This window comes from Mastigocoleus sp. MO_188.B34 (genome assembly GCF_030065675.1).
GTDB lineage: Bacteria > Cyanobacteriota > Cyanobacteriia > Cyanobacteriales > Nostocaceae > Mastigocoleus.
In genome coordinates this window covers 21,209-28,194 of the sequence record NZ_JASJDK010000074.1, presented here as the reverse complement: position 1 = coordinate 28,194, position 6,986 = coordinate 21,209, and the positions used below count along the sequence as shown (strand labels likewise).

Sequence of the window (6,986 nt, the reverse complement as noted above, 5' to 3'; positions counted from 1 at the left end):
GCAATGATGGAAAGCCGGATGACGCGAAAGTGTCAAGTCCGGTTTGGGGAGAGGGATAGAGAAACACGCAGGCTGTGAAGTGTGAAGGTGCGCTCCGTCCCTACTCCATGTACTTCGTTTATTCCTTTTTTCTCGCTCCTTGGAGAAAAGTGGAATCATTTAGATACTGCTGTTTGCGTTTATTTAACAGATGGATATGGCGATTTTCCCCAGGTCTATCCAGATTTACCTGTTTTATGGGTTGTTACTCCTGGTGGTTTAAATAAAGATGAATTTCCTTTTGGTAAAGTTGTGAAATTGTTATCTGTCTAGTTAGTCTGAATAAGAAGTTACTGCTACAAAATAAAAGACGCGACATAAATCGCGTCCCCAGATTTGAAGTATTAGGTTAGAAAATTAAAAACTTACAAAACTTAAAACTTGCTTTTCTAAAGTTGTTTCACTTCAGAAACTAACTTACCAACCATATCTTTAGCACTACCAAAAAGCATTGTGGTTTTATCTTTGTAAAACAAATCATTGTCAACACCAGCAAAACCTTTACTCATTCCGCGCTTAATCACAATAGTTTGTTTTGCCCGGTCTACTTCCAAAATTGGCATCCCATAAATCGGACTATTTGCATCACTGCGCGCAGATGGGTTAACAACATCATTAGCACCAATTACTAACGCCACATCTGTTTGCTCAAATTGGGGATTGATATCTTCCATATCGCAGAGCAAGTCATAAGATACATTCGCCTCTGCAAGCAATACGTTCATGTGTCCCGGCATTCTTCCCGCTACTGGGTGAATAGCATATTTTACATCAACACCCAATCTTTCCAATTGATCTGCTAACTCACGGACACTATGTTGTGCTTGGGCTACCGCCATACCGTAACCAGGAACGATTACTACAGAGCGAGAATAACCCAACATCATCGCCCCTTCTTCTGGATCGATGCTGCGGACACTCTTATCACCATCGTCACCACCAGTTCCTCCTCCAGCAGCAGCTTGACCAAATGCACCAAACAGTACGCTGAACAAAGAGCGATTCATTGCTTTACACATAATCTGGGTCAGGATCAAACCCGATGCCCCCACCAATGCACCAGCAATAATCAACATATTGTTCATAACCACAAAACCAGCAGCAGCAGCCGCTAAACCAGATAAAGAGTTTAACAGCGAAATTACCACCGGCATATCCCCACCACCGATGGGGATGACAAACAGCACACCCAAAAGTAAAGAAATTCCAGTAATACCCAAGAAAATTCCTAGGTTATGAGGCGACATTACTAAGAAAACACTACCTACAACATAGGCAATTAATAGCAAAGCATTAACTGGTTGTTGTAAAGGGTATGTAATGGGAGTACCCCGTAAAATTCCCTGTAACTTTGCAAAAGCGATCGCACTACCAGTAAAAGTAATACCACCAATAAATACATCCAAAACAATGGAAATATTTACATCTAAAGGTATGGTTTGAGAATGTTCCAGCAAGCGCCAAAATTCAGCAACAGCAACCAATGCTGAAGCAGCACCACCAAGTCCATTCAGTAAACCAACCATTTGGGGCATTGCAGTCATTTTTACGGCATAAGCACCCACAGCACCGACAACCGAACCAATAGCTAAGCCTACCAAAATCATTTGGTAGTTCAACACATTTTGGTCTAATAAAGTAACTACGATTGCTAGGAGCATACCCACAGCAGCGATCACATTACCATTTCTAGCTGTAGCGGGCGAACCCAGTTTCTTTAAACCAAGAATAAATAAAGATGCAGCAAGCAAATATGATAGCTGAATGCCAGTCGGGAGAAAATCATTCATAATTCAGTTGTTAATTCCCATAATTCAGTTGTCATTGCTCATTAGTAAATTTAATTCGTCAAGCAACTAATGAACTTAAGATTTCTTTTGGTAAACACCAATATTTTGCAAAGCGTTAACAGTTGATTGCTAATTGGTAATTGCTAATTGGTAATTGCTAATTGCGAACTGAATCACTATTACCGATTACCAATTACCCATTACCCATTACTTGATAACCGGTAACTGGTAACTGATAATTGTGTCACCCAGCTTTCTTCTTAAACATTTGCAGCATTCTATCGGTAACCAAAAAACCACCGACAACGTTAACCGTTGCTAGGGCGACAGCAATTAAACCAAGAGTCACTGATAAACTTGATTCCTTTGCACCGGAAGCTACGATCGCACCTAATACGGCAATACCAGAAATGGCGTTAGAACCTGACATTAAAGGTGTATGAAGGGTTGGCGGTACTTTGTTGATCACTTCAAATCCAACAAAAGATGCCAAAACAAATACAAATAAAGCAGCGAGTAATGTTTCTGTCACTTTAAACTCCTTGGAATGGGGGATTGGGGATTGGGGATTGGGGATTGGGGATTTGGGATTTGGGATTTGGGATTTGGGATTGGAGATTTGGGATTTGGGATTGGCGTTAGAGTGGGGTTAGCTATATGGGGATTGGTCATTAATGACGGATGTTATCTTCCCAGTAGCTAGTACCCAATTCCCAGTCGCCATATGACGCTGTCGCGTCACGCTGCGCTAACGCCAATCCCTAATCACTCAATTACACCAAAGCAGCTAATGCGTCTTTAATTCTGGAGGAAAGAATTTCTCCTCCGTGGGTAATACAAGCTGCGCTGATAATGTCGTCTTCAAAGTTCAACTGCAAAGTATTTTCTTTGGTGAAAAGCTTCATTAGTGATGTCAGGTTTTTCGCATACAACTGACTCGCGTGAACTGGCATCGATGATGGTAAATTAATTGGACCAATAATAGTAACGCCATCTTTTATGATGTCCTTACCTGGTTCAGTACACTCGCAGTTACCACCTTGTTCTGCCGCCAAATCTACAATTACTGCACCTGGTTTCATTTGTGAAACCATCTCTTTTGTTACTAACAAAGGTGCTTTTCTACCAGGTACCTGAGCAGTGGTAATCACCACATCGGCATTTTTAACATGTTCGGTGACAACTTCTTGGGTACGCTCTTTACTGGCTGCGGAAATTTCTTTAGCGTAACCCCCAGCAGCAGTGGTTTCTTCTTCAAGCTTGACTTCGACGAATTTAGCACCAAGACTTTGAACTTCTTCCTTAACCGCAGGACGAATATCAAAAGCTTCTACCACAGAACCCAAACGTCTAGCAGTAGCGATCGCTTGTAAACCCGCAACACCCGCACCCATGACAAAAACTTTCGCCGGTGCAATGGTTCCAGCAGCAGTTGTTAGCATTGGGAAATATTTAGGTAAAGCCGCGCCAGCAATTAATACCGCTTTATAACCAGCAATGGAAGCCTGAGAGGACAAAGCATCCATACTTTGTGCCCTTGTAGTTCTGGGGATCATCTCCATCGCAAAAGCTGTAATTTTGCGTTCTGCCAATTTTTGTGCGATCTCTGGATTTCCTAAAGGATTAAGAAAGCTAATAAGTACCGCATTTTCTTTGAGAGAATCAATCTCTGAGATCCCATCTTCACGTATTTGGGGAGGACTTACTTTCAGTAAAATATCTGCTTCTCCCCATAATGTTGCTGAATCATTAACTATTTTTGCTCCTACAGCTTCATAGTCAGCATCAGAGAAGAAAGACCGTTCCCCCGCACCACTTTCTAGGAATACTTCAAAACCTTGTTTTACTAACCGAGAAACGGTGTCGGGAATTAATGCCACACGACGTTCGCAAACTTCAATTTCTTTGGCAATTGATATTTTCATGAACTCTCCCACTGATTAATATCTATATATCTGCAACCTATAAATTGTTAGGGAACTAGAAGTACATTTATGCTGATTTAAACACAGCTATTTCCCCTTACGAATAATTGCACATAATTTAAATACAACTGACGTTGATTGTACTTGCCCGGTTAAGGTAATGTCTGCTGTTCACTAAGCAATATATTAAAAATGCTCATATTTAACTTTTTAGATTTTCCTATTTGCACATCCTATGTCGATCCCCAATTTATAAATTGATGCTTTAACTTTTTTTCGGAATTAGAAAATCTGAGGTCATAAATCTACTTAACTACTTATCCCCAAAATTCTAACCAACCATAACTAGAAAAAATGTTCGTCGATCCAAGTAAAACTTGTTTTAATCAATCTATCCCAATTTAGCTAATAATTGTTCTATTTGAAAGCTGAAATTTTATCAAGAAAAAAATCATTTTAGATATAAATCTAAACATTTTGAAATAGTTAGATAAATAGAATATATACTTAATGATAAGTTTACGTCCAGACAAACAAGTTTGAGAAGGTTTTTAATCTTAAAAAAATAATATAGAAATAATTTTGTTTTTTAAATATTTTTTACAGGTTCTATTTAGATGTTATGGAATTACTATTTTTATGACAGTTTTTTGATGTTTACTATTTTCTACTTCAAGCTAAAATCTATCGAAATTTCATTAAAATTTTCTGCGGCTAATACAATTATTCACTCTTATTAAGCATGAGTAACCAGTAAAAGCCAGCTAGTAAAAGCCAGTTAGTATCAAGGTGCTTATAGACTTGCTATATTTATGCGGTGATAACATAAATGTATTGTAAGTGCACGAAAAGCTAAAAACTATTCCAAATTCTTCAAGTTCTTGAGTCAACAACTGTTGATGAAGAAGACATAATAATCAATTCAATCCTGAAATCCTCTGACTTCAGAAAGAGGTATCACCGATTAGCGATCGCAAATAAATTCCCTGAAAAATTGGTGTGCTACATATCTACAATAAAAGTAAATTGCATATTCAGGCATAAATCCAAGTAGTCTATGAAAATAGACACTTTTTGTGGGTATTTTACGTCCATTTTTCACGGGTCAGTAGTAAAGTTTATTTACAAGCCTTTATCTGTTGTAATTCAAACTGCAGATTGATATTTTACTTTTGCCAGAGGAGCTTAACCATGAAACGTTTTTTGTCTGCTTTATTGGTAAGTGGCTGCTTGTTGGGTACCTTCCCTGCTCTCACTTTGGCGCAATCCGGATTAACACTGTTTAGCGGAGTCAAGCGCGAAAATCAATTAAGTTACCGGTTAGATTTTGGCGGACAAACAAATGATTGGGATCGTTACAGACTAAGAATCCCGCAGAAAAAGATGAAGGTTGCTGCTGCTAAATTTGTGATTAGCTATCCAAATTATTATGAAGGTACTTTTGACACAGACGAAGTAGAAGTCAAAGTTAAAGGCAAAAAAGTTAAACTAGAAAAAGTCAATTGGGACAAAGAGGGTAACGTACTCGAGATTTACCCCAAGGAACCAGTTCCAGCGGGAAATAGAGTTGAATTAATTTTAGACAACACCCGCAATCCTTCCTCTGGAGGAATATTTTATTTTAATTGTTCTATTCAGTCTCCAGGAGATTTACCCCTAGCTCGTTATATCGGTACTTGGATCATCGATATTAGCTAGAACAAAATTAAGAAATAATTTTTTGCTCCCAAACTTAACTTTTTCCAGGTTAATAATGTAAACCTATGTAGACGTACCATTACCACGAGCAGATATTTTAACGGTAATTGTTACGTCTATAAAAAATCACTTTCATCATGATTATACCCAATAGTGTCTATTGACACATCAGAATATTGTATGCTGGATAAACTTTAACCAGAAATTTTAGATTATATAAAGTAAACTTTAAAAAAAGTCACATTTATATTTGATATTGATATTGGTATAATCATAGATCGTGACATTTTATATGATTTTCTAGGAGTTTAGAGGACAGTACCATGAAAAGAACATTAGGAGGCACCTGCCGCAAGCGTAAAAGAACTTCTGGTTTTCGTGCCAGAATGCGGACCCCAAACGGTAGAAATGTGATTAGAGCGAGAAGAAAGAAAGGACGTCATCGTTTGAGCGTCTAACATAGAAAATGTAACTATTCTAGGCAAACAACTATCAAATAAGTAACGATTGTGGCGTTGCCTCGTAAAAATCGGTTAAAATCGCGCAAAGATTTCCAGGCAGTCTTTCGAGCAGGTACCCGTTGTTATGGTTATTACATGACATTAAGGGCTTTGAAAACTGCTTCAATATCCTCTCGAAAAACTGTCATTGGCTACAATCGCGAAATCGGTAAGCATCAGCAAAAATGTGTTTCATTGACTGAATCTCAGGCAAGTAAACCTAGTTGCATTGGTATATCGATTAGTACAAAGGTAAGTAAGCGAGCAGTGGTTCGTAATCGTATCAAACGTCAGTTGTCAGCAGCTTTCTATCAATTGTTGCCCAAAGTAGCACCAGGATGGCAATTAGTAGTTGTTGTAAAACCAACAGCAGTAGAATGTAAGTGCGGAGGCCAACAATTTCTGCAAGAATTAGAGCAGTTGTTGGCAAAAACCGAGGTATTAAATGGGCATTCGTGAAGAAGTTTACTTTGAAGGCGGACCCCACATCGGGGATTTAATTTTAAATATACTGGTTGGATTTACCGTAGTTGGTCTACCTTTGGCAGTAGGAGCTATTGTCAGAGCATTGTGGTTACGTTATCGCATCACCGATCGCCGAGTTTCAGTGATTGGGGGTTGGATGGGACGCAGCCGGTCAGATGTGATTTATTCAGAGATCGCTAAAATTACTAAAGTTCCCCGTGGTCTAGGTTTATGGGGAGATATGGTATTGACAATGCGAAATGGAACCCGTTTAGAAATGCGAGCAGTTCCCAGATTTCGTGAAACCTACAATTACATCAGTGAAAAAGTAGCAGCCAAAAATCCTAACTTTGTTGCCAGTAAGAAGTAATTGTAATGCCAGAAGTCAGGCAACAATAAGGTAATATAATTCCAAATTCTGACTTCTGGCTCATGTAGCCATCAGCGACAAAAGCGATTTTTCGACTTTTTTAAAAAATGTGCGGCTATCCGTAGTCAAATACAGTCGCAGATCTTCATAGCTTTTAGATAAATTAGATTCAGTTAATTTACCACTACCTCAGGTTGAA

Annotated in this window: 9 protein-coding genes; 6 read left to right on the top strand and 3 right to left on the bottom strand. The window is 38.7% G+C overall.

Going from position 1 to position 6,986, the window contains the following annotated elements; all coding sequences use genetic code 11:
* Positions 1-81 precede the first annotated feature (81 nt).
* Positions 82-312: a VWA-like domain-containing protein gene (locus QNJ50_RS17770; RefSeq protein WP_300637603.1), complete on the top strand. Its 231-nt coding sequence runs from the start codon at positions 82-84 to the stop codon at positions 310-312.
* Between the two features lie 116 nt (positions 313-428).
* Here the strand turns inward: QNJ50_RS17770 and QNJ50_RS17765 are convergent, their stop codons facing one another.
* Together QNJ50_RS17765 and QNJ50_RS17760 are read right to left on the bottom strand one after the other, a co-directional pair.
* Positions 429-1,829 (bottom strand): NAD(P)(+) transhydrogenase (Re/Si-specific) subunit beta, encoded by a 1,401-nt coding sequence (locus tag QNJ50_RS17765; RefSeq protein ID WP_300637601.1) that lies wholly within the window; start codon positions 1,827-1,829, stop codon positions 429-431.
* Between the two features lie 244 nt (positions 1,830-2,073).
* Positions 2,074-2,361 carry an NAD(P) transhydrogenase subunit alpha gene (locus QNJ50_RS17760; RefSeq protein ID WP_027846250.1) on the bottom strand — a complete coding sequence of 96 codons (288 nt, stop codon included), beginning with the start codon at positions 2,359-2,361 and terminating at the stop codon, positions 2,074-2,076.
* Positions 2,362-2,376: 15 nt separating this feature from the next.
* Between QNJ50_RS17760 and QNJ50_RS17755 the strand changes: the two genes are divergently transcribed.
* Positions 2,377-2,532 carry a hypothetical protein gene (locus tag QNJ50_RS17755; protein WP_300637597.1) on the top strand — a complete coding sequence of 52 codons (156 nt, stop codon included), beginning with the start codon at positions 2,377-2,379 and terminating at the stop codon, positions 2,530-2,532.
* A gap of 70 nt (positions 2,533-2,602) precedes the next feature.
* On the opposite strand, the gene QNJ50_RS17750 is transcribed toward QNJ50_RS17755, so the two are convergent.
* Positions 2,603-3,754 (bottom strand): Re/Si-specific NAD(P)(+) transhydrogenase subunit alpha, encoded by a 1,152-nt coding sequence (locus QNJ50_RS17750; RefSeq protein WP_300637595.1) that lies wholly within the window; start codon positions 3,752-3,754, stop codon positions 2,603-2,605.
* A gap of 1,191 nt (positions 3,755-4,945) precedes the next feature.
* On the opposite strand from QNJ50_RS17750, the gene QNJ50_RS17745 reads away from it, so the two are divergent.
* The 4 genes from QNJ50_RS17745 (at position 4,946) to QNJ50_RS17730 (ending at position 6,787) form a co-directional block, all read left to right on the top strand.
* Positions 4,946-5,452: a DUF2808 domain-containing protein gene (locus tag QNJ50_RS17745; RefSeq protein WP_300637593.1), complete on the top strand. Its 507-nt coding sequence runs from the start codon at positions 4,946-4,948 to the stop codon at positions 5,450-5,452.
* 323 nt (positions 5,453-5,775) lie between these two features.
* A complete protein-coding gene (gene rpmH, locus QNJ50_RS17740; protein WP_072207676.1) occupies positions 5,776-5,910 on the top strand; it encodes a 50S ribosomal protein L34 in 135 nt (44 codons plus the stop codon).
* A 51-nt stretch (positions 5,911-5,961) separates the two neighbouring features.
* A complete protein-coding gene (gene rnpA / locus QNJ50_RS17735) occupies positions 5,962-6,411 on the top strand; it encodes a ribonuclease P protein component (protein ID WP_300637589.1) in 450 nt (149 codons plus the stop codon).
* Entirely contained in the window at positions 6,398-6,787 is a 390-nt protein-coding gene (locus QNJ50_RS17730; protein WP_300637587.1) for a PH domain-containing protein, read from the top strand. The genes rnpA and QNJ50_RS17730 overlap by 14 nt, the downstream gene beginning before the upstream one ends.
* Positions 6,788-6,986 lie beyond the last annotated feature (199 nt).

Bases quoted from the DNA above. Each gene is read 5' to 3' on its own strand.
- QNJ50_RS17765 (WP_300637601.1), bottom strand. From the start codon at position 1,829: ATGAATGATTTTCTCCCGACTGGCATTCAGCTATCATATTTGCTTGCT.
- QNJ50_RS17755 (WP_300637597.1), top strand. From the start codon at position 2,377: ATGGGGGATTGGGGATTGGGGATTGGGGATTGGGGATTTGGGATTTGG.
- QNJ50_RS17750 (WP_300637595.1), bottom strand. From the start codon at position 3,754: ATGAAAATATCAATTGCCAAAGAAATTGAAGTTTGCGAACGTCGTGTG.
- QNJ50_RS17745 (WP_300637593.1), top strand. From the start codon at position 4,946: ATGAAACGTTTTTTGTCTGCTTTATTGGTAAGTGGCTGCTTGTTGGGT.
- rpmH (WP_072207676.1), top strand. From the start codon at position 5,776: ATGAAAAGAACATTAGGAGGCACCTGCCGCAAGCGTAAAAGAACTTCT.
- QNJ50_RS17730 (WP_300637587.1), top strand. From the start codon at position 6,398: ATGGGCATTCGTGAAGAAGTTTACTTTGAAGGCGGACCCCACATCGGG.